Origin of the sequence: Enterococcus sp. DIV0703 (assembly GCF_051711065.1) — a bacterium.
GTDB lineage: Bacteria > Bacillota > Bacilli > Lactobacillales > Enterococcaceae > Enterococcus_B > Enterococcus_B hirae.
This window is the reverse complement of record NZ_JBIOLX010000001.1, coordinates 1155813-1175808: the sequence shown is the minus strand read 5'-3', so window position 1 is coordinate 1175808 and position 19996 is coordinate 1155813. Positions and strand designations below refer to the sequence as shown.

Annotated in this window: 19 protein-coding genes, 1 pseudogene and 1 riboswitch; of the genes and pseudogenes, 4 read left to right on the top strand and 16 right to left on the bottom strand. The window is 38.3% G+C overall.

Annotated elements, in window-relative coordinates; translation table 11 throughout:
• Positions 1-13: 13 nt before the first annotated feature.
• The 5 genes from purF to purC are packed head-to-tail and all read right to left on the bottom strand — an operon-like array spanning position 14 to position 5323.
• On the bottom strand, positions 14-1456 hold the full coding sequence (gene purF / locus IGK81_RS05360; RefSeq protein WP_034700370.1) for an amidophosphoribosyltransferase: 1443 nt from the start codon (positions 1454-1456) through the stop codon (positions 14-16).
• Complete coding sequence (purL, locus tag IGK81_RS05355; RefSeq protein ID WP_034700368.1) at positions 1441-3663, bottom strand: phosphoribosylformylglycinamidine synthase subunit PurL; 2223 nt, start codon at positions 3661-3663, stop codon at positions 1441-1443. Before purL ends, purF begins: the two co-directional genes overlap by 16 nt.
• Position 3664: 1 nt before the next feature.
• Positions 3665-4336 (bottom strand): phosphoribosylformylglycinamidine synthase subunit PurQ, encoded by a 672-nt coding sequence (gene purQ, locus IGK81_RS05350; RefSeq protein WP_034700366.1) that lies wholly within the window; start codon positions 4334-4336, stop codon positions 3665-3667.
• A gap of 1 nt (position 4337) precedes the next feature.
• On the bottom strand, positions 4338-4592 hold the full coding sequence (gene purS, locus IGK81_RS05345; protein ID WP_010737437.1) for a phosphoribosylformylglycinamidine synthase subunit PurS: 255 nt from the start codon (positions 4590-4592) through the stop codon (positions 4338-4340).
• A 14-nt stretch (positions 4593-4606) separates the two neighbouring features.
• Positions 4607-5323 carry a phosphoribosylaminoimidazolesuccinocarboxamide synthase gene (gene purC, locus IGK81_RS05340; RefSeq protein WP_034700365.1) on the bottom strand — a complete coding sequence of 239 codons (717 nt, stop codon included), beginning with the start codon at positions 5321-5323 and terminating at the stop codon, positions 4607-4609.
• A 261-nt stretch (positions 5324-5584) separates the two neighbouring features.
• Here purC and IGK81_RS05335 point away from each other — a divergent pair, with 261 nt between their 5' ends.
• The gene (locus IGK81_RS05335; RefSeq protein WP_010737435.1) at positions 5585-5962 is read left to right on the top strand and encodes a hypothetical protein; all 378 of its coding nucleotides are present in this window, start codon (positions 5585-5587) and stop codon (positions 5960-5962) included.
• 156 nt (positions 5963-6118) lie between these two features.
• Here the strand turns inward: IGK81_RS05335 and purB are convergent, their stop codons facing one another.
• From purB to IGK81_RS05315, 4 genes and pseudogenes are all read right to left on the bottom strand, one after another.
• Positions 6119-7426: an adenylosuccinate lyase gene (gene purB / locus IGK81_RS05330; RefSeq protein ID WP_010737434.1), complete on the bottom strand. Its 1308-nt coding sequence runs from the start codon at positions 7424-7426 to the stop codon at positions 6119-6121.
• A 13-nt stretch (positions 7427-7439) separates the two neighbouring features.
• Complete coding sequence (gene purK / locus IGK81_RS05325) at positions 7440-8564, bottom strand: 5-(carboxyamino)imidazole ribonucleotide synthase (RefSeq protein ID WP_010719388.1); 1125 nt, start codon at positions 8562-8564, stop codon at positions 7440-7442.
• Entirely contained in the window at positions 8557-9045 is a 489-nt protein-coding gene (gene purE / locus IGK81_RS05320; protein WP_010719389.1) for a 5-(carboxyamino)imidazole ribonucleotide mutase, read from the bottom strand. The genes purK and purE overlap by 8 nt, the downstream gene beginning before the upstream one ends.
• Positions 9046-9151: 106 nt before the next feature.
• Positions 9152-10033 (bottom strand): annotated as a pseudogene (locus IGK81_RS05315) (transposase); the annotation flags it as partial.
• Between the two features lie 383 nt (positions 10034-10416).
• On the opposite strand from IGK81_RS05315, the gene IGK81_RS05310 reads away from it, so the two are divergent.
• Complete coding sequence (locus tag IGK81_RS05310) at positions 10417-11694, top strand: hypothetical protein (RefSeq protein WP_034700362.1); 1278 nt, start codon at positions 10417-10419, stop codon at positions 11692-11694.
• A gap of 203 nt (positions 11695-11897) precedes the next feature.
• Here IGK81_RS05310 and IGK81_RS05305 read toward each other — a convergent pair whose 3' ends face one another.
• From IGK81_RS05305 to IGK81_RS05280, 6 genes are all read right to left on the bottom strand, one after another.
• Positions 11898-13208, bottom strand: coding sequence for a nucleobase:cation symporter-2 family protein (locus IGK81_RS05305; RefSeq protein ID WP_010719392.1), 1311 nt, complete (start codon positions 13206-13208; stop codon positions 11898-11900).
• Positions 13209-13210: 2 nt separating this feature from the next.
• Positions 13211-13792 carry a xanthine phosphoribosyltransferase gene (locus tag IGK81_RS05300; RefSeq protein WP_010719393.1) on the bottom strand — a complete coding sequence of 194 codons (582 nt, stop codon included), beginning with the start codon at positions 13790-13792 and terminating at the stop codon, positions 13211-13213.
• A gap of 151 nt (positions 13793-13943) precedes the next feature.
• Positions 13944-14041, bottom strand: a riboswitch (purine riboswitch).
• A 321-nt stretch (positions 14042-14362) separates the two neighbouring features.
• The gene (locus IGK81_RS05295; RefSeq protein WP_010737428.1) at positions 14363-15046 is read right to left on the bottom strand and encodes a hypothetical protein; all 684 of its coding nucleotides are present in this window, start codon (positions 15044-15046) and stop codon (positions 14363-14365) included.
• 22 nt (positions 15047-15068) lie between these two features.
• Complete coding sequence (locus IGK81_RS05290; protein ID WP_010737427.1) at positions 15069-15686, bottom strand: glycoside hydrolase family 73 protein; 618 nt, start codon at positions 15684-15686, stop codon at positions 15069-15071.
• Positions 15687-15695: 9 nt separating this feature from the next.
• The gene (locus tag IGK81_RS05285) at positions 15696-16499 is read right to left on the bottom strand and encodes a M15 family metallopeptidase (protein WP_034700361.1); all 804 of its coding nucleotides are present in this window, start codon (positions 16497-16499) and stop codon (positions 15696-15698) included.
• Positions 16500-16513: 14 nt separating this feature from the next.
• The gene (locus IGK81_RS05280) at positions 16514-17050 is read right to left on the bottom strand and encodes a hypothetical protein (RefSeq protein ID WP_014834723.1); all 537 of its coding nucleotides are present in this window, start codon (positions 17048-17050) and stop codon (positions 16514-16516) included.
• Between the two features lie 183 nt (positions 17051-17233).
• Here IGK81_RS05280 and IGK81_RS05275 point away from each other — a divergent pair, with 183 nt between their 5' ends.
• Positions 17234-18187, top strand: coding sequence for a Gfo/Idh/MocA family protein (locus IGK81_RS05275; protein WP_010737424.1), 954 nt, complete (start codon positions 17234-17236; stop codon positions 18185-18187).
• A 111-nt stretch (positions 18188-18298) separates the two neighbouring features.
• Here the strand turns inward: IGK81_RS05275 and IGK81_RS05270 are convergent, their stop codons facing one another.
• Positions 18299-19252: an aromatic acid exporter family protein gene (locus IGK81_RS05270; protein WP_034700359.1), complete on the bottom strand. Its 954-nt coding sequence runs from the start codon at positions 19250-19252 to the stop codon at positions 18299-18301.
• A gap of 109 nt (positions 19253-19361) precedes the next feature.
• On the opposite strand from IGK81_RS05270, the gene IGK81_RS05265 reads away from it, so the two are divergent.
• Positions 19362-19955, top strand: a complete 594-nt coding sequence (locus IGK81_RS05265; protein ID WP_010719400.1) for an FUSC family protein — start codon at positions 19362-19364, stop codon at positions 19953-19955.
• Positions 19956-19996 lie beyond the last annotated feature (41 nt).

Here is a 19996-nt window from a genome sequence, read left to right as displayed (position 1 = left end):
GTTACTTCCTCCTTTATTGAAAAAAAGATACTTTTTCTTTCAATGATTCACGGTATTTTTCTTCATAGTCGTATAGAGGTGTCGGATAATCACCATTAAAATAAGCCATACACAACCCAGAATAAGGAGCTGCTTCTTTTAATCCGATTGCTTGGATCAACCCATCCTCACTCAAAAATTCCAATGAATCTGCTTCGATACATTGTCTGATTTCTTCGATACTATGATTCGCTGCAATTAGTTCTTTTCTCGTTTGAATATCAATGCCGTAAAAACAAGGATATTTTAACGGTGGTGAAGCAATTCGTACATGAACCTCTTTTGCTCCTGCTTCTTTTAATAGACGTACGATTCGCCGGCTCGTTGTTCCTCTAACGATCGAATCATCCACCATCACGATTCGTTTGCCTTCAACAACTCCTCTGACAGCCGAAAGTTTCATCCTGACACCCTGTTCCCTTAACGCTGGTGTAGGTTGAATAAAGGTTCTGGCAATGTATTGATTTTTTACTAGTCCAATCTCATAAGGGATGCCACTAGCTTCGGCATAGCCACTGGCTGCTGATAGCGAAGAATTTGGAACACCTACAACCATGTCAGCATCAATTGGCGCTTCCTGTGCTAAATTTCTCCCCATATTTTTACGAGCAGTGTGTACATTGACACCAGCGATATTTGAATCTGGTCGTGCAAAGTAGATATATTCCATGGAACAAATCGCTAACTGGGTTTCGGTCGTATAAGTATCGATCGTGTAGCCTGAGTCATCAATGATCACTACTTCCCCTGGACGAACATCTCGAATAAACCGCGCACCGATGACTTCCAGTGCACAAGTTTCAGAAGCAATCACATATGCACCATTTTTCATTTGACCGATTGCCAAAGGTCGAAAACCATTCGGATCAAGAGCGGCGATCATGGCATCTTCTGTTAAAAGCAAATAGGCAAAACCGCCTTTCACTTCATTTAATGCTTCTTTTAAACGATCGAGTAATGTTGTTTTTTTACTTCGACGAATCAAATGCATCAAAATCTCTGTATCTGAATTGGAATGGAAAATCGCACCGTCTTTTTCTAACGACGTTCTCAATGAACGGGCATTCGTAAGATTACCATTGTGAGCTAGACCGATTGACTGATCATAAAATTTAAATAAAAAGGGTTGGATATTGTCCACACTACCATTACCTGCTGTAGCATAACGCACATGTCCAATCGCTGCTTGTCCAGAGAGTGCAGCTAGCTTTCTTTGATCTTTGAAAACTTCTGAGAGTAAACCTAGATCCCGGTGACCTAATAGTTTCCCTTGATCATTTGAAACGATCCCAGCACCTTCTTGACCACGGTGCTGAAGACTATGAAGCCCAAAATACGTTACGCTAGATGCTTCTTGATGTCCCCAGACACCAAACACCCCACATTCTTCATTTAAACTTTTTACTTCATAAGACATTCGATTGCGTCCTCCCAGCATTTTTTAGCTGTTGTAACAGCTAGATGGATTTCCCCATCACTTGCTTGGATCACGATATTACTTGACTCAGTCACTTTACCGATACAACTTGCTTTTTCGCCCATCAAACGTTCAAATTCCTCGCGATCTTCTGGAAGGATGGTGACCACAAATCTTGATTGTGTCTCTGAAAAAAGTTGTGCTGTCGTCAGATTTACTGTGACATCTAATCCCAATTGGGTACCAAAAGTTGCTTCAGCCAACGCCACAGCCAAACCGCCTTCCGAACAATCATGCGCACTGGTTACCACTCCTGCTTGAATAGCCGCCAGTAGACTTTCTTGGTTTTGTTGTTCCGTCAATAGATCAAAATGCTCGATGTCCCCTTCAATTTTTCCTAATTGCATTTTTTGCAATTCACTACCATTAAAATCGTCATAAGTTTCACCAACAAGATAAATCAAATCATCCGCTATTTTGAAAGATTGAGTGGTGATGTGTTGGTGGTCTTCGATCAATCCGACCATGCCGATCATCGGGGTAGGATAAATCGCTTTGCCATCCGTTTCATTGTATAAAGAAACATTCCCGGAGATCACAGGTGTCGCAAAGACTTCACATGCTTTGGCAATCCCGTCTGCTGATTTGACCAGTTCCCAAAATACTTCTGGTTTATCAGGAGAACCATAATTCAAGCAGTCTGTGATCGCCAATGGACGTCCGCCACTAGCTACAATGTTTCTGGCAGCCTCTGCAACAGCAATTTGGCCACCTATCTCGGGGTTTAAGTAAAGGTAGCGGGCATTACAGTCAGTCGTCATAGCAATTGCTTTTTCAGTTCCACGAATACGCAATACGGCAGCATCACTTCCAGGGGAAACTACTGTATTGGTTTGTACTTGAGAATCATAGGTTTCATAAATCGCATGTTTTGAAGCTATTGTCGGTTGTTTCAATAAATCTAGCAATAATTGATTCGCATCTTCAATGATTGGTTGATATTGCCCTAACTGTTTAAATTTTTCGATTCGAGCGGGTTCTTGCACTGCCTTTTCATAAACAGGTGCATCTTCGGCTAAGGCATCAACTGGTAAGTTAGCTACTTCTTCCCCATGATGGTACAAGCGATACAAGCCATCATCGGTGACTTCTCCAATCGTAACAGCATCCAAATCATATTTTTTAAATAATTCTTTGACTCTTTCCTCTGCCCCAGCTTTTACACAAATCAACATTCGTTCCTGTGATTCTGAAAGCATCATTTCGTAAGGAGTCATATTTGTTTCTCGTTGTGGCACATCGTCTAATGTCAAAATCAAACCAGATCCAGCTTTTGATGCCATTTCCGAACTTGAAGAAACCAATCCAGCAGCGCCCATGTCTTGGATTCCTACTAAAATGTCCGCATGTTCCAGGATCAATTCTAAGCAAGCTTCAAGTAATAGTTTTTCCATAAAAGGATCGCCTACTTGGACTGCGGAACGTTGCTGTTCTTCTTCTTGACTGAACTCTTCTGAAGCAAAAGTCGCACCGTGAATGCCGTCGCGTCCTGTTTTCGCACCGACATACATGATCGAATTACCCACACCAGAAGCTTGCCCTTTTTGAATGTCTTTGTGATCGATCAACCCTACGCACATGGCATTAACTAACGGATTCCCTTCATAACAAGGATCAAACGCTACTTCTCCTCCAACCGTCGGTATTCCGATACAATTACCATACCCAGAAATCCCTGCGACTACTTCTTCCAATAAGTACTTGGTTCGTGGTTGGTCTAACTCGCCAAAACGTAAGGAGTCAAGTAAAGCAATCGGACGTGCACCCATACTGAAAATATCGCGGATGATCCCACCAACACCGGTTGCCGCTCCTTCATAAGGTTCTACTGCTGAAGGGTGATTATGACTTTCCGCTTTAAACACAACTGCTTGACCATCACCGATATCCACGATACCAGCTCCTTCTCCTGGACCTTGAAGAACATGCGGTCCACTTGTTGGGAACTTTCGTAAAATCGGTTTAGAATTTTTGTAAGAACAATGCTCGCTCCACATGACTGAAAACAAACCTGTTTCGGTGTAATTGGGCATTCTCCCCAAAATATCTTCTTCGATCATTCGATATTCTTCGTCTGTCAATCCCCATTCAGCATAAATTTTCTTTTCTTTGATCTCTAAGGGACTTGGTTCATTCCGTGTTTTCATCTTAGACAGTCACCTTTCCAAAATTTTTTAACATCGATGCAAAAAATCGTTTTCCGTCTTCTGATCCTAGTAACGCCTCCATTGCCCGTTCTGGATGAGGCATCATCCCCAACACATTTCCTGCTTTATTGGTGATCCCTGCAATATTTGCGACACTACCATTGATATTCTCAGCGTAAGTAAAAACGATTTGATTATTGGCTTTTAACTCTTGCAACGTTTGATCATCGCAAAAATAATTTCCTTCGCCATGAGCGACAGGCAGCTGAATGATCTCATCGGTGTCATACTCCGAAGTAAAGGCTGTCTGGTTGTTAACTTTCAAAGGAACAGTTTTGCAAATGAAGCGCAAAGAATCATTTTTTCTTAACACGCCTGGAAGAAGACCCGCTTCTGTAAGGATTTGAAACCCATTACATGTACCAAAGACTGGTTTTCCTTCCTCCGCAAAACGAACGACTTCATTCATGATAGCTGAAAAACGCGCAATAGCTCCACACCGCAAGTAATCGCCATAGGAAAAACCACCAGGGAGCAATACGCCGTCATAGCCTTGTAGAGAGGTTTCATCATAACGAACATACTCAGCTTCTACTTCCATAATGTCACGAATTGCCCACAGCATATCCGCATCACAGTTCGAACCAGGAAAGACAATCACGGCAAATTTCATGCTAGATTCCCTCCAATTGTTCGATTTCATAACGATACGTTTCCATGTTGACGTTAGCTAATAGTTTGTCACAAATCCCTTCAATCGTTTCCTCTACTGCGCTAGCTTCTGCTGAAACTTGGATCTCAAAATATTTACCGATTCGGATATCTTCAACAGTTTCATATCCCAAACGATGGACCGCATTTTTCACTGCTTCTCCTTGAGGATCTAATACAGAATCTTTATAGGTGACATAAACTTTTACAAAATACATTTCATTTTCCCCTCTCATAAACCAACTTGTGTTAAACGTGTCAAAACTTCTTGATATACTGGGACAATCTCCCCAATTTTTCGTCGATAAACATCTTTGTCCATGTGTTCGTTTGTTTTCAGATCCCATAATCGACAAGTGTCAGGCGAAATTTCATCTCCTAATACGATTTCGCCCGTAGCTGTTTTCCCAAATTCCAGTTTGAAATCAATTAACTGTAAATCGATTTTCTCAAATAGTTGGATTAACAAATGATTGATTTTTCTAGCCTGTGTCTTTAATTCAGTAATTTCAGCTTCATCTGCAATTTGTAAAAACAGCACATGTTCATCATTGATAAATGGATCATCTAATTGATCGTCTTTGTAATAAAATTCGACAATTGGTGTGGGTAATTTTTGTCCTTCAGGAATTGCCAACCGTTTTGAAAAACTACCAGCTGCACTATTTCTGACTACCACTTCTAAGGGAAGAATATTTAATTTTTTCACTAATTGTTCGTCTTTTCCGATTTGTTGAATAAAGTGATTGGCAATCCCTTGTTCGGATAAATAATGGAAGACTTTACTTGTGATTTGATTGTTCAGTTCCCCTTTTCCATTTACTTGGTCTTTCATCAAGCCATTTAAAGCGGTAGCTTGGTCCAAGTATTCCACCCAAATCACCTGTTCATCTGAAGTATGGTACATTTTTTTGGCTTTTCCTTCATACAGCAAATCTTTCTGTTCCATTTCGACATCTCCTTAAATTCTTGACGATCACAACAAACATTATTTTTTTGTTCGTCTTTTCACTTTAAATTTTAACAAGTGTTTTTATCCTGTTCAATAAAAACATGTACATTTATAGCATTAAAATTGTCTAATGTTCGTGTTTAATCAAAAAATTCTTCCCTGGAAAAATAATAAGCGTTTACACCTATAATAATTGATGCTATAGTAGGATTAGAATGATTCTGGATATTTATTCAAGGAATTCAAGGAGGTAGCGAAATGGAAGAGGCCGCAGTTTGTGCCCAATGTTTTTTAATGGATTTATCGCCCGAGGAAACGTCACGTTTATATAATGACCTGTTGTCTATCAAAGATGTCTACTTATGTAATAAAGATACGAGTTTTTATACCTTCAGAAAAATCCGTCGTGCGGCAAAGCGCCATACTGAGTGTCGAAAGCGCACATTTGAATATCAAACATTTTCTGAACATCAACTCGTGATCAGTCAGATACACGAACAAAAATTATTCAAAAATCATTATCGTATCCAAGTCACTTATGATCAGCAAGAATTTGATTATACTTTTATCGAAGAATTATTGAGTTTGCTTCATACTAAACATTTTAACTATTCCGCTCAAGCCCTTTACGGATAGTTTTCTCATGCTATTATCAAGCAACATCATGAAATGAATCAAAATAGCTAAAAAGAACCCCGACCAGTTGAGTTATCTGTGTCAAGGTTCTTTTTTATTACATTTCAGTAAAAGAGTGGCTGCTTCTAGCAATCCCAAGCAAGCCACTCATTTTGATTATTTGTCTTTTTCTCCTAAACCAACACGGTCAAAGATCACATCCACATTTTTCAAGTGATGATGGTAGTCAAATGCGTCATCGATCTCTTCTTTTGTTAAAACAGAAGTAACCGTTGGATCCTCTTCAAGTAAAGGTCTAAATTGAACTTGATGATCCCATGCATAAGCTGTTTTAGGTTGAACCAAGTCGTAAGCTTCTTCTCTTGTCATACCTTTGTCAATCAGTTTCAACATCACACGTTGACTATAGATCAAGCCAAAAGTAGCTTCCATGTTACGTTTCATATTCTCAGGAAAGACCGTCAGATTTTTTACGATATTTCCAAAACGATTCAACATATAGTCCAATAAAATTGTTGTATCAGGTAAAATGATTCGTTCTGCTGACGAATGAGAGATATCTCTTTCATGCCACAACGAAACATTTTCATAGGCTGTGACCATATGACCACGAATCACTCGAGCAAGTCCAGCCATGTTTTCTGAACCGATTGGGTTTCGTTTATGAGGCATTGCTGAAGACCCTTTTTGTCCTTTAGCGAAGAACTCTTCTACTTCTCTCGTTTCTGATTTTTGCAAACCACGGATTTCTGTTGCAAAACGTTCGATGCTGGTAGCAATCAATGCCATAGTCGCAAAGTACTCTGCGTGGAGATCACGTGGGAGCACTTGCGTAGAGATCTCTTGCGGACGAATCCCTAATTTTTCACACACATATTCTTCAATAAATGGCGGAATGTTCGCAAATGTTCCTACCGCTCCTGATATCTTACCTGCTTCAACACCTTTGGCTGCATGCTCAAAACGTTCAATATTTCGTTTCATTTCTGAATACCAAGTAGCTAATTTCAAGCCAAATGTCGTTGGTTCAGCATGAACGCCATGCGTTCTTCCCATCATCACTGTGTACTTATGTTCTTTAGCTTTTTCACCAATAATTGCCGTAAAACGTTTCAAATCATCTCGTAAAAGATCATTTGCTTGTTTGATTTGATAACCATAAGCTGTATCCACGACATCAGTACTCGTTAAGCCGTAGTGGACCCACTTACGTTCTTCACCTAATGTTTCAGAAACTGCTCGAGTAAAGGCAACAACGTCGTGACGTGTTTCCTTTTCAATTTCCAAAATACGTTCAATATCAAAAGATGCATGTTCACGAATTTTTTTGACATCTTCTTTAGGAATTTCTCCTAATTCTGCCCATGCTTCGTCAGCTAAAATTTCTACCTCCAGCCAAGCTTGGTATTTGTTTTGTTCTGTCCAGATATTGCCCATTTCAGGTCGTGTATAACGTTCTAACATCAATTTTTCTCCTTTAATCCCAAATATTGGTTTTCTTTATTTCATCCAAAGTTTGTTGAATGTCTTCAGTTACGATAGTAATATGCCCCATTTTACGACCCTTTTTCGCTTGTGCTTTCCCATAAAAATGAAATTGCCAATCTGGTTTTTTATCGATCAAATGATAGCTTTCTAATAACTGCTCGCCCAATACATTGACCATCACTGCCTCACTCAATAAACGGACTTTTTTACTTAATGGCCAACCACATATTCCCCGAATATGGGCATCAAATTGACTCATCGAGCATGCTTCAATGGAGTAATGTCCCGAGTTGTGAGGTCGTGGTGCTAATTCATTCACATATAAACCACCAGTTTTTGTTAAAAACATTTCAATGCAAAGTACGCCAGATAAGCTCATTCCTTCAGCGATGACTCGAGCAATCCGCTCTGCTTCTTCAACAACCTCATCAGCGATTGTTGCTGGTGCAATCGTTTCATGTAAAATGTTGTTACGGTGGATATTTTCAACCACTGGAAATGTACTATAATCCCCTTGTCCGTTTCCAGCAACTAAGATCGAGATTTCTTTTTCAAAGGGAATCCATGCTTCCAATACACAGGTCCCTTCCCTTAGTAAATCCATTGCTGGCGCAAGGTCTGCCCGACTTTTCAAGACGTATTGTCCCTTGCCGTCATATCCACCTCGTGTCGTTTTCAACACACAAGGATAACCAATACCATCAATGGCATCTTGAATATCGGTTGGACTTACAATTGTCGCATAAGGGGCAATAACGATATTATTCGTTTCTAAAAAAGATTTTTCTAAAAGACGATCTTGGGTGATCGCTAATAAATCAGTTCCTTGAGGAATAAACGACATAGAGGAAATGGCATTTAATGCTTCCACACTGACGTTTTCAAATTCATACGTGATAACATCTGTTCGTCTAGCAAGTTCTTCCAATGCAAAAGTATCATCGTATGTTCCTTGAATATACCAATCAGCTACTTGAGCTGCTGGACAATTCGTTACAGGATCAAGAACCCCGACTTTAAAGCCCATTTCTTTTGCACTGATCGCCATCATCCGTCCTAATTGTCCGCCACCGACAATTCCGATCGTTGATCCAGGCAACAAAGGTTTAACCAAGTTGATCACTACTTTCTATCACAGTTTCAGCTAACATTAACCGTCTTTTCGCTAACTTAGCCTCCAACTTTAAATCATACATTGAAAGCATCTCAACCGCAAGTAGTCCAGCGTTAATTGCCCCCGCTTTTCCAATCGCCGTCGTTGCCACAGGAACACCACCAGGCATCTGGACAATAGATAATAGCGAATCTAATCCGTTCAATGTTCGTGTTTGTACCGGAACGCCAATTACTGGTAAGGTTGTTTGAGAAGCCACCATTCCTGGCAGATGAGCGGCTCCACCTGCTCCAGCAATGATCACTTTGATTCCCCTTGCTCGTGCTTCTTTGGCATACTGAAACATCAAATCAGGTGTACGATGCGCAGAGACGACTTTCTTTTCGTAAGCCACCTCAAACTCTTCTAGAATCTCGCAAGTATTTTTCATCGTTTCCCAATCAGATGTACTCCCCATAATTACCGCAACCTTGATTGTCATACATTTCTCCTTTCTCTACTTTCACATTCATATTTTAGCAATCGGTTTTTTTGATGTCAAAGAATTTTCGAATATTATAAAGATTTTAAGCTTTAATGTTCGGTATTTATATCAGCGAAAAAACGAGAGTGAGACAATCGTTCTTTCTCAAAAAGAAAATAAGTTCGATTTTGATGTTTATTGTCAAAATCGAACTTATTTTTGTTATGCGCACTTTCCTCTCCATATATTTTCCTAATTTTCTTAAATTTAATGCCATCAGTGCCAAACCAATACCAATCGTTGCTCCTTGTTTTCCACGTAAATGAAAACGATGGAACACCAAGCTAGCCTTTAGATATCCGAACGCGGGTTCGACATCCATTTTTCGTTTCCGATAAATCGAACCAGTTTTCTCCTCTAGAAGCTTTTTTCTGCATTCTGCTTTGAAATAGCGCCAATTATTATTTACTTGAATTTTTCGCTTTTGTTCACTTTTCGCACGCGTACATTGACGACGGACTGGACAGTTCCGACAATCCTCACATTCATAGATTTTGAAATCTCAAATAAAGCCACCTTTATCTATTCTGCGACTATAATTTTTGAACGGTACCGGACGATTCGCTGGGCAAATATAGGTGTCTTATTCTTCAAAATAACGCCAATTCTCCACGTTAAACGGATTCTCCTTGTACTTCTTTTTATTTTCTTTGTGGTAACTTCCATAGGTAATCAAGGGGGTTTTATGTAAAACATCGTTGATATACATGTAAATTTCTTCGCTACCATACCCTGCATCTGCCACAATGTACTCCGGCAACTCCTTATGTTGGTCTAAAAAACTATCTAAAAATGGCTTCAATGTTTTGGTGTCTGTGGGATTCGGAAATAATTCATAGCTAAAAACATACTGATTTTCGGTGGCGATTTGTAAATGATAACCTGGTTTGCGCTGTCCATTTCGCATATAATCGTCTTTCATCCGCATAAAGGTAGCATCAGTAAATATTCTACATCTAGTGGTAAAGTTGTTTGGTTGATGGTATTTTTTTTAAACATAAAGCACACTCCTTTGATTTTTTTTTAAGCACTTGAATCATACAAGGTTGTGTGCTTTTTGTGTGCCTTAAAATCAAAAAAAATGGGACAATAATCAGATTTTTTTTGACTATTGTCCCACTCTCTAATCTTAGTATGTTTTTGTAAATGGAAACAATAAATTTCGTGGGAACTATCATATCCTTTGTATAGATTTATGTAATTATCCATTATACAAGTAGAAGAAAAGAGTAGTTTTTCATCTTTTCCTAACAAAAGAAATTATTAGAATATAACAATAATCTTAACGTGTTAAGATTGAACTATGAATAAAAATAAAGGAGTGAAGAGATGAAAGAATGGTATGAAGGGTTTTACTTTACAAAAGATGAGATTAACAGTCAAAGAAAAATAACTGAAAAAGCAAAACAAGCCCTTAATGTGAAACATGAATATTCATCAGCGAGCAAAGTGGCGAAAGAAAACTACGAAAAAGAAAATAAATGCTTGGAATATATGATAAGTCATCATCAAGAAGAAAAGGATCAACCAGCATTTAGCGCAAAAGAATTAGATGAAGCAAAAGTACAAGTGAATAAATTGGAAATGCAGCATGCTCGGATATCCGATCCTTTTGGCAATGAAGCATTAAAAATATCAGAAAAACTTAAATATGCCAAAAACAGATACAATCATATGGAAAACATAAATAAACCCAAAGTACAACGACAGCAAAAAGCGAAAGAGGAAAAAAATGCAGCGGCTAATTTGGACGCGTTACAAGCAAAGAGAGAACAAAGAGGAGAACCTGATGATAAAAAAATTAAGGTGTATATGGACAATTTTAAAAAGTCAAACAACCAGTTAGAAGCAAAATACAATAACTTAACGACTAACAGTCCTGATAAAAATGGAAAACTCAAAGAAAACCAATTTGAGGAAATCACAAACACTGTGCAGTATGTTAAAGATAATAAACATAAAATGTCCCTGCTAGATAAAAAAGAGTCTAGAATCCAAGATAAATTAAGTAATGAAACAGAGAGCCGAAAGAACATAAAAAATCAAATAAATGAAATAGATAATTCGTCATTTTTCAATAAAATTATAGTGTATTTTACAGGAGAGAAGAGAGATTTAACGAAAAAATTAGACACAAAAGATCAAAATATAGTAACTTATAATAAAGAATTGAGTACGATATCTGTAGATAAAGCAGCATATATAATGGAGAGTGAAGCAGCAATAGATAAAATGTTACCCATAAGTCAAGAAAAACAGGCTGAGCTTAATGCTTTAAAAACGAATCTCAAAACTTTGATGAATGAGGTGAATCATTTATCTAAAAATACACAAGTAACCCAACAAATTGATCCCAAATTCAAGGATGATTTGACAAACTTAGAAAATTCGAATAAAATACTTTCGGAAAAAATTAATAATTCAATAAACATAGTTCAAAATTTAGCTGACCAAAAAAAGGAATTTGCAACAATGAGGGGTCAAAGTACATTTATTGATCTAAAAGAAAATGCGAAGGAAAAACAAAGTGAAATTGTAAGTCAAGGGAAACAAACTGAAAAAAGTAAACAACCAGATAAATCAGAGCGGGGTTCCTCTTTTGCATAGCATAAATAGCATATAATAGGTATAGAATATTGATTTTAGCGTATACATAAAGAAATAAACTAGAACGAGGTTGAGACAAAGGTATTTAGCGTCAAGAAATAAGCAGGAATTTCCAAAATTTGCTTTTCAACTTTTTGGTCAATCCCTGCTTATTTTTCGAAGATGTTACTTTTGTCTCAGTCTCATTTTTAGGACGATTCAAGTTATTTTTTTGCTAATGCTTCTTCAATAATCTCTTCATCTTTTTTCAACCCGTTAAAAATAAGATTCAAAACGATTGCTGTCACGCTACTCATGACGATCCCATTCCCCGTAAACATTTGAACTGTTGGGGGTAATTGGCTAAATAAAGTCGGCATAATATTGAATCCTAAGCCAAAACCAATCGAAACAGCAGTAATCAAGAGATTTTTGTCATTCGTAAAATCAACTTCCATCAACATCCGAATACCTTGAACAGCAACCATCCCAAACATGACCAACATGCCGCCACCTAGAACTGGCTCTGGAATGATTTGTGCCAAAGCACCTATTTTAGGAAATAATCCAAGAATAATCAAAAAAATTGCAGAGAAATAAATTGGCTTTCTTGTCTTGATACCAGAAAGTTGGACTAGCCCAACATTTTGAGAAAAACCAGTGTAAGGGAATGTATTGAAAATCCCACCTAAAATAACCGCCAGACCTTCGGCACGATAGCCTTTTTTCAATTCTTCTTCGCCCACTTTTTGTCCAGTGATATCCCCTAGCGCAAAGTAAACACCTGTTGACTCTACCATACTCACAATAGAAATAATGATCATCAACAAGATCGACCAGACATCAAAAGTTGGTTTTCCAAAATAAAAAGGTTGAGGCACGTGAAAAACAGGTGCTTGACCAATCGCACTTAAATCCACCATTCCCAGTACAGCAGCTAAAATACTCCCGCCAACTAAACCGATCAGTACAGCAATCGAGCGAACAAACCCTTTAGCTAACATTTGTACTCCGACGATCAGTGCAATTGTAACGAAAGCTAGCAATAAATTGGTTTGATTTCCAAAATTAGTCGCAGATGAATCGCCACCGCCCATTTTTTCGATTGCAACTGGAATCAACGTCAACCCAATCACGGTAATGACCGTCCCAGTCACGATCGGCGGAAATAATCGTTTGATCTTTGAGAAAAATCCAGACACTAAAACAACAAAAATACCAGAAGCGATAATCGAACCATAAATTGCCCCAACACCTTGGTCGCTCCCAATTAGGATCAGTGGTGCAACTGCTTGAATGGCACAACCTAAAACAACTGGCAACCCAATACCAAAAAAACGATTAACCGTCAATTGTAATAATGTTGCTAAGCCACACATAAAAATATCAATCGAGATCAAGTACGTCATTTGCTCTTGATTAAACCCTAGTCCCGTACCGATCAGCAATGGAACAGCAACTGCCCCAGCATACATTGCTAAGAGATGTTGTAAACCTAATACTGCGGCTTGGCCATTTTTTGTTTCTTTCTCCACCTTTATGCATCCTCCTCAAGAAATTCAACTTGTCCGTTGGATAATGCCGCAATTCGTGCCAATGAAACAACTTTCAAGCCCATTTCTTCTAATAGCTGACGGCCATCTTGGAACGATTTTTCAATCAGGATGCCGATCCCTTCGACTCCTGCACCTGCTTGGCGGCACAATTCAACCAACCCTTTCGCCGCTTGACCGTTCGCTAAGAAATCATCAATGATTAAAACCTTGTCCTCTGCAGATAAAAATTTACGAGAGATAGAAATCGTACTAGTCACTTGTTTTGTAAAGGAATAAACAGAAGTAGTCAACAATTCTTCATCCATCGTCAAGCTTTTGGCTTTTCTGGCAAAAATCATTGGTACATTTAATGTCTGTGCCACAAATAAAGCTGGTGCAATTCCAGAAGCTTCAATCGTTACCACTTTAGTGATTCCTTGATCTTTGAAAACTTCCGCAAATCGTTGGCCTATTTGTTCCATTAATACCGGATCCACTTGATGCGTCACAAAGCTATCTACTTTTAAGACGCCTTCACCTAGCACACGGCCATCTTTTTGAATACGTTCCACTAATTCTTTCACTTTATTTTCCCCTTTTTCATTTATTGATATCAAAGCTAACCACTATTCGACCTCATGGATCACCCTTTCAAGGTTTCAAGCTCGTGCGATATACGCAAAAATGTCTGCTTTTTAAACAAAAAAACCCTTTTACTAAATAAGTAAAAAGGGTGCAAGACACTCTTTCACTTATAGTCCAGCATTTACGGTGCTGGCTAGAAACTGTCATCCTTATCATGACGATATATAAGTGGGCTATATCACTACGTTCCTTCGATCCTCTTAAGAAACAAAATAGTGATCTATTTTGCTCAAGTAGTCTAGAAGTAGCTTTAATAAAATATGTTGATTGGTTCAAGCATTCATAATCGTTGGTTGGCACTTTTAATGTTAGCTTTTGTTCCAAACGATGAAAACAGTTTAACATCTGTTTCAGAAAGTGACAACCAACTTTCACTATTTTTTTCTAAAATCTAATATTTTTGATCTCATTCAGCAAGGTTGTTCGGTATTTCTGACAGAAATAAAGAGAAAAAAGAGAATTTACGTGAGTGCCACGATTTTTTCTCTTTTTTGACTTGTTTTTGATTTTTATGATTCCTCTTGCTTTTCAAGTTGTCGATACTTTTCCATTTTACGACTAAATAATTCCCCGTTACTTGGAGGAGTATAGGTAATAGCGTTCGCTCCAGCTTTGATCGTATCCAAGATGCTTTGATCTGTTGGACCACCAGTAGCAATAATCGGTAGTTCCGGATACTTTTCTCGGAAAAATTTTACCGTTTCAGTTGTTTCTTTCCCTGCACTGATATTGATGATCGTAATACCTGCTGCCAATTTTTCATCGATTTCTGTATATTTCGATGTCACTGTACTAATCACTGGGATATCCACTGCACGACAAACTTCTTGAACTGTTTCAAGTGGTGTGGGTGCATTTAAAACGACTCCTAATGATCCTTGCGCTTCAGCGAATAAGCTCATGTAAGAAGAGCGCGTGCCTTGCGTTAGACCTCCGCCAACACCTGAAAATACTGGAATGTCTGCTGCTTCGATAATACTTTTAGTGATTGCAGGATGCGGAGTAAATGGGTACACAGCAATCACGGCATTTGCATTTGTATTCCGGACAATTGCTATATCAGTAGTAAAAATAATCGATCGGATCAGTTTTCCAAAAATCTTAATACCACTTGCCTCCATAATGACCTCAGGTACTCTAACGATATCTTTTCGTAGCTCGGTCATAATTTCAGGGGTAAATTGCTCTGCCATCTTGCCACTCCCTTTTTCATAGTTATTGATCATATTGATCCAAGTGATAGGTTTCAATGACTTGGATAATTTTTTGTGCGTAGGAAGGGTCAGTTGCGTAGCCTGCATCTTGCAGTGCTTGGGCAGCTTCACGATAGTTCGTAGCCGTGATCACTTTTTCATATAATGCTGGATTCCAATCTACCCCATTCACAAAAAGTTGTGTGTGAGAGTCCATCGATTGTTCCCATGAATCATACACACGAAAATCTCCTTGGATCGTGACCCATTCTTCATTCACAAATTCCTTTGTTTCTAAATTGACCTTTTTTTGATCACCATATGCTTTAATTCCAAAAAGATTATTGTATTGACTGGCTAACGTACTCTCGCCCCAGTTTGATTCAAGAATTGCCTGACCTAAAATGATACTTGGGAGAACGCCATAGCCGGTTTGTAATTCTTTCGCATGAGGAGCTAATCGATCAATAAATTGTTGATGTGTTTGTGCCTCATTGTTATTCTGTTCTTGCCCAACAAGAGGCGCTGATAAGCCTCGTAAAGAGAGAACAAAAGCTATCATCAACAATATTCCACCAAAAATCACAGCAATCAAGCGTAATGAATTACGTTTTTGTTTCTTCCATTTTTTTTTGGCCATTCACTACTCCTATTTCTTTTGTAATTGTTCTAAGTATTCTTCTAATGTGATATCATGTTTCGAAATATAGGCCGCACTTTCTTCTCCAACATAACGTAGGTGCCATGGTTCATACGTGATTTTTGTAATATCTTGACGATCTTTAGGATAACGTATGATAAATCCATATTTAGGCGCATTTTCAGCAATCCATTTTGCCCCTGGTTGATCTCCATAACTTGCCTCTAAAAGCTGTGAAGGATAATTATTATACCAATTTTCATCCACTACATCGACCGCTAAGCCTGTATGATGTTCACTATGCCCAGGGACGGTGATCGTTTGTTTCGTGATTGCTGTCGCCTCTTCCTCTGAAACATGTTGACTACTCATCACTTCTTGGACATTTTGTGTAAACACCTGTTGCTGTGCTGCAACCGAACGATATGCGGAGACCATCACTAAAGGAAAACCTGCAGATTGTGCTGCTTTCGCAAAATCTTCATAATGGGATTCGATACGTTTATCGATCAAATAACCATTGGGCAGTGATGCCAGCTGCGTGTCTTCATTGATTTCTTTTTCGATTTTATGATCAGGTCCTACCAAGACAAGATCCCAATCGGTCGGTTGAACCTTTGGTAGATCTTCACTTTTTTTGGTAGAATCCTTCACTTTAGTTTCTTTGGAACTCTTTGTTGTCTGTTTGGTTACTTGTTCAGTTGTTTGATTTTCTGCTTGGACGTCAGATTTCATGTGTTGCTCGCTTACAAAGATGTACCCCATTGCGGCAACCATGATCACAACTGCTCCAAACCCTAAAACTTTATTCACTCTTAAAAATCCTCTCATTCCTTTTTATGTTCATTTTTTTCATGAACATAGGTTTCTTCTAAATTCTCGTTTACCCAATCCAACAGTTCCAATTTCTCGCCTTCGATCTGTCTTTGAACGTCTGCAGGTAATCGAAAGTTCAAGATGTCGTCATAACCCCATTCATCATAATTAATACTTACCTTCAAGTCAAGGAACCCTGTAAGATATTGATCGTTTTTTAATGGAATCAATTCGACTTTGGCAGGACCATCCGTTAACCATTTTTGAGCGATTCTCGTTTTGATTTGTTTATACTCTGCCACTGCAGTCGTCCTTTTTTCAGGGAAAATGATCGTTTGTCGTAAAATCTTTTGCGTAAGCATCCATTCATAATCAGTAAACAGGTTTTTGATTTTCTGCATGGTTTCAGATGGAAGGTTCTTCTCTCCTCGTTTCCAGCCTTCCCACTGCGCTTCGTCAATTACTAAATAGTCCTCTAAAAAATTCTTTTCTGTTGCGTACTGTTCCAGTAATACACTAAGAATCAAATCAACATAAACTTGATGCATAAAAGTTTCCCCCTCTACTCATTTTACTTAAATTTCAAAAAAATTCACTACGGCTTTACTTTTTCTTATTAAAGTACTCTAACACAAATTTTAACGATTCATTTGGTATAATTAAACAAGGACAATGGCATTTTTTCATTTCATTCACTATATTAAATATAACACGAGAAGGAGTTTTGAAGTATGAAAAAGTATCAATGGGGAATCATTGGCTTAGGAAATATTGCACATGAGTTTGCGGAACATTTTGACCAAGAAACAAGCGAGTTGGCAGCAGTTGCTTCACGAACAATAGATAAAGCAGAAGCATTTGCACAACGCTATCATATTCCTAAAGCATATGGTAGTTATCAAGAAATGCTTAATGACCAAGAAATCGATATTATTTATATTGCCGTTCCCAATCGTCAACATAGTCAACATATCATGGAAGCATTAGCAGCGAATAAGCATGTTTTATGTGAAAAAGCGATCACCATGAATAAAAAAGAACTGACCGAAGCAATGAAATTAGCAGAAGAAAAGAATCTAGTGTTAGCAGAAGCGATGACGATTTTCAATATGCCATTGTATCAACAGTTACGTTCTTTGATCGATACAAACAAGCTTGGGGCATTAAAAATGATTCAAGCACCATTTGGCAGCTATAAAGATCCCGACCCAACCAATCGCTTTTTCAATCCTGAATTAGCTGGTGGTGCTTTATTAGATATTGGGACATATGCCGTCTCGTTTGCTCGTTTCTTTTTGAGCTCTCAACCAGAAGTTATTGCATCAACAATGGTACCATTTGAAACAGGTGTGGATGAACAGTCAGTGACTATTTTAAGGAATAAAGAAAATGAGTTAGCAACGATCAGTCTGACTTTCCAAGCCAAAATGCCTAAAGTGGGAATCGTTGCCTTTGAAGAAGGCTATATCACCATCACCGATTACCCTCGTGCGGATCGTGCGGAGATCATCTTCAATGACGGGACAAAAGAATGGATCGAAAGCGGCAGCACCGCGCAAGCCATGAATTATGAAATCGAAAATATGGTTAAAACTATTAAAGGCGAACTCCCTAACCGTTCGTTGTTTCTGACCCACGATGTCATCGAGATTCTTGATGGGATGCAAAAACTTTGGCAAAAATAAGCTCCTTGAAATAAGCTGGAATTTTTCAAAACATGAAAAGCTGTTTAAGCAACGGAGACATCCCCAATGCTTAAACAGCTTCTCTTTATTTCATTCATTGAACTGAATAATTTAACCAATCGATTGTTGCGAAAATTCCGCTTTGATTTCAATAAAGCTCTTAAAGGATTGCAAAAATTGAAACAATTCTGCTCGATCTTCAAATTCTAAACGTTCTTTGGGCATAGCCATGTCCCGATATAGTTCGTAGACTTCTTCAATCCGCTTCAATAATTCTTTCCCATCATTTTTTTCAGAAAAAGTTTCTGCAGTATAAACCAACAAGCCGTAAATATGCTTGCCATAAGGAACCGGGTCTTGGATTCGATCCAGATTCCCCTGCATATCTTTGATCACGTTGATTTGGGTTCGACGCATGGAAAAATACGTTTCATAGTATTGCGTTTGTTTCACCCAGTAATTCTCTTGGTACTTCCTAGCATCGCTCTGACTTTCTCTTACGAAAGCCAACAATTTATCACAAAGCAGTTGATTGTTGGTATTTCTTCCAGTCAGTAGGAAATCAGCCATGTTGTTTAAAATGATACGAAACTCTTCTTCGATCAATTGTTGATTTTTTTGTAGCTGTTTTTTGATATCCGGCATATAGATATTCGCTACTAATGCAAAAAAGACACCGATAGCCATTAAACTTGCTGCATTACCGATCAACGACCAACTCATATTTTTTTCACTTAAATAGTGTGTGACTAGCACAGAATTTACGACAATTCCATCCGTCAATTTTAACCCAACAGTCAGAGGAATAAACAGTAGTAGGAACAAGCCAAACCCCAAGATCGTATAATCAAAAATAAAAAAACTAATAAAAGCAATCACAGTCGCTAAAATAAATGCCGCAATCCTTAACATCCCAGTTCTTAAAGTTGAACGTTTCGTGTTGCCCACACTTAACAAAGCAATGATTCCTGCTGAAGGCCAAAACAATAATGAAAACATTTGGGCGGTAACCATGGACAACATACTACTAACCACTGTTTTCACGGTCCTCATTCCGATACGCATAAGCAACCCCTCTCTTTTCTTAGAATTATACTAAAAGACTTAGCTAAAAACTAGCAATCTCTTTAAAAGTTCGTTATCCTATTAAAAAGGACTAAAAGGAGAATAAGCGATGGAATTTGGCCGTTTTCGTTTAGGAATGCGAACAATAAAAAGCGCATTAGCAGTTTTTTTATGTATTTTATTTTTCCACGTCACTGATCGAGGACTACCGATGATTGCTGCATTGTCAGCTGTTTTTTCCTTGCGCCAAGATTTAACCACTACTGTTTCCTTTGGTCGTTCAAGAATCATTGGCAATTCAATCGGCGGCTTTCTCGGAATCATCTATTTTTTAGTAAAGAACTATTTTCACAATGATTTTTTAGTGGAATTATTTCTGCTGCCGGTTCTAGTGGTCATCGTCATCGTGGTATCTGACGGAATCAATAATAATTCTGGGATCATCTCAGCAATCGCCACTTTGTTGTTGATTGCTCTGAGCGTTCCTCAAGGCGAATCCTCTTTATATGCGATCCAACGAGTCTTAGACACATTCATTGGAACCTTTATCGCCATCGGAATCAATTTCTTTCTCCGTCCACCTGAGACAGAAAAGAAAGAAGAGCTTGTAGAAGACTTAGTTGAGCTGCAAAAAAAAGAAGCTTTGCTTAGAGAAAATTTGGCAGAAGTCGAAGAACAGATCAAAAAACACAAAAATAGCTAATACATAAATAAACAAACCAGTCTCTTCAACATGAAAGAAAC